The sequence below is a fragment of the Synechococcus sp. WC101 genome (assembly GCF_047461555.1).
In the GTDB taxonomy this organism is placed as follows: domain Bacteria; phylum Cyanobacteriota; class Cyanobacteriia; order Thermostichales; family Thermostichaceae; genus Thermostichus.
The window spans coordinates 1-2,463 of the sequence record NZ_JANSHG010000244.1; the positions used below are offsets into that span (position 1 = coordinate 1).

Here is a 2,463-nt window from a genome sequence, read left to right on the forward strand (position 1 = left end):
ACTTTAGCCTGCCCAGCCCGCTCCTTCCCAATCCCAGGGCGAGTAAAAAATAATACAGTATAGGTGTGACTAGGATCCCTTGCCAGGACAAGCTAACGTTAAGGGATGTAACAACGAAGGAGAGACAATGGTCAAGCGGGTGCGGTTGGATCCCATTGCTCAGGTGTCGGAAGTGGCCACCAACAGCAACTTGCTCTCGGTGCTGTTGCGGGAAGAGCTGAATGTCTTGAAAGAGTGCGGCGGGCGCGGCCTCTGCGCCACCTGTCATGTGTATGTAAAAGAGGGGATGGAATCGCTCTCGGCCATGACCCCCCGGGAGCAGCGCACCTTGGAGGTGATCACCACTCGTAAGACCAATTCCCGCCTAGCTTGTCAAGCGCGGGTTCTGGGGGAAGGGGTGGTGGTGGAGTTGCCGGTGGGGATGTACATCAACGCTTTTAAGGATATCGAGGTGTTGATTGGGCGGCGGGCGGAGCAGCCCCTTTTGCACCCAGTAACTGGCGCCGTTTTGGTGCAAGCGGGCAAGCTGATTACGCGCTCGGTGCTGGAGTCGGTGAAGAATTTGGATCTGGATATCCAAGAGGCCTTGGCCCTCAGCAGCCGAGATTTTTAGCCATTTGAGGGAAGCTCTTCGCGCTAGTTCAGCTAGAAACCGCAGCAGCCCCGCACCGTACCCCCCTCAATCCCCCCGCCCCCCTGCCCCCCGTATACGGGGGGTTGGGGGGAAGGGGGGCGGTCGGAGCCGGGTAGTTTACTCTGCTAGCAAGTCCTTATGAACCCTGTGTTTCTTGGGATCGACCTGGGTACTTCGGGGATGCGGGTGGTGGCCCTCTCGGAGGCAGGCGAGATAGTGGGCAAAAGCGAGCGCTCCTGGGATCCACCGGAAACCAACCCGGGCCGCTGGCTGCGCACCCTGAAGACGCTGCTGGCACACCTGAAGACCCAACTGGGGGATCGCTACGCCATCGTTGCCCTCAGTGCCTGTAGCACCTCTGGCACGGTTTTGCCGGTAGACGGGCGGGGCATGCCGCTGGATCAGGCCTGGCTGTATTCCGACCTGCGGGGACAGGCCCAGGCCCGGCGCTTGGGGATCCCGGCCAGTTGGGGGCTCAGCCGCTGGTTGTGGTGGGCAGAAGCCCATCCTGATCAATACCGGGACAGCTACCTGGCCCACCCGGCGGACTTTCTCCTGAGCCAACTGGGAGGCCGCCGGCGGGTAACCGATCACACCCATGCCCTAAAAAGCGGCTTCGACCTGGAAACCTACACGTGGCCGCGGGAGTGGCTGTCTCGCCATGGCCTCGACCCCAAGCGCTTTCCTGAGGTGGTGGCGCCAGGAACGGTTCTGGGAACGGTGCGGGCGGAGTGGGAGCTGGGGCCAGAGGTGCTGATTGCTGCCGGGATCACCGATGGCTGCGCCGGACAGTTGGCCGCAGGGGCTACTCGCTTGGGGCAGGTTGCCACCAGCCTGGGCACAACCCTCATCTTCAAGGCCAACAGTGCTGTTCGCGTGAGCGGGACGGAGTCCTATCCCGTGCAAACGCAAAGCCTCTACTCCCATCTGCACCCCGACCGAACCAGTTGGTGGCCAGGAGCAGCCTCCTTCTGCGGCGGCGGGGTCTTGCCCCACTTCTTCCCCGGCGGCAACTTTGCTGCCCTGGATCGGCAGGCGGAAGCCCATCTGCCCACGGGCTTGGTCGGCTATCCCCTCTGCCGACCCGGCGAGCGTTTTCCCATCCTGGATAGTGAATTTGCCGGCTTCTTGCCCCAGGCGGAAGTGGGATCCCCTCGCTTCTATGCAGCTCTCTTGGAAGGGGTGGCAATGGTGGAGCGGCTGGGGCTGGAGACCTTGGCCGCCCACGGGATCCCCATAGAGGGAACGCTGTTGACCACCGGCGGCGGCTGCAAAAGCCCTCTGTGGCTGCGCCTGCGCGCCAGCCTCCTTGCCCGCCCCTTAGCAGTGGTCAAGCACCCCGAGGCCGCCGTAGGGGCAGCTGTCCTGGCCGCCTCGGCCTATTGGTGCTGCTCGGTGCAGCAGGCTGCCGATCGGCTGGTGCAGGTGGAACGCCTCATCCAGCCCGATCCCGAGTGGGTCAAGGCCTATACCGAGATCTACTCGGAGTTCCTTAGCCGCCTTCCTAATTTCTGGAGATTCCCTGAAGGGAGAGCCACTAACCCGCTACTCACTGGGTAGCAGGTTTTCTTTTGTTTCCAATTTCTAGGGATCCTCCCGAAGGGGGAACCTGAAAGTGTTCGTGGGCTGCCCCGTTCAGTTTCGCCTGAAGTTTCCAATTTCTAGGGATCCCCCCGAAGGGGGAACTTGCTTAAGACAATTTCCTTTAGTAAGCTGATGTTAATAGAAGTTTCCAATTTCTAGGGATCCCCCCGAAGGGGGAACGTTTTTAGATAACGACCTGGTTGATTTTGCCATGCGGTTTCCAATTTCTAGGGATCCCCCCGAAG

The 2,463-nt window shown here is 61.1% G+C and carries 2 protein-coding genes; both read left to right on the forward strand.

The features are described from left to right. Positions 1 to 127 precede the first annotated feature (127 nt). Positions 128 to 613, forward strand: coding sequence for a 2Fe-2S iron-sulfur cluster-binding protein (locus NW809_RS11985; protein WP_099813046.1), 486 nt, complete (start codon positions 128 to 130; stop codon positions 611 to 613). Between the two features lie 159 nt (positions 614 to 772). Further along, complete coding sequence (locus NW809_RS11990) at positions 773 to 2,194, forward strand: FGGY-family carbohydrate kinase (protein ID WP_414402244.1); 1,422 nt, start codon at positions 773 to 775, stop codon at positions 2,192 to 2,194. The last annotated feature ends 269 nt before the right edge of the window (positions 2,195 to 2,463 follow it).

What these genes read in the sequence shown, in the direction of transcription:
- NW809_RS11985 (WP_099813046.1), top strand. Translation starts at nt 128, where the DNA reads ATGGTCAAGCGGGTGCGGTTGGATCCCATTGCTCAGGTGTCGGAAGTG.
- NW809_RS11990 (WP_414402244.1), top strand. Translation starts at nt 773, where the DNA reads ATGAACCCTGTGTTTCTTGGGATCGACCTGGGTACTTCGGGGATGCGG.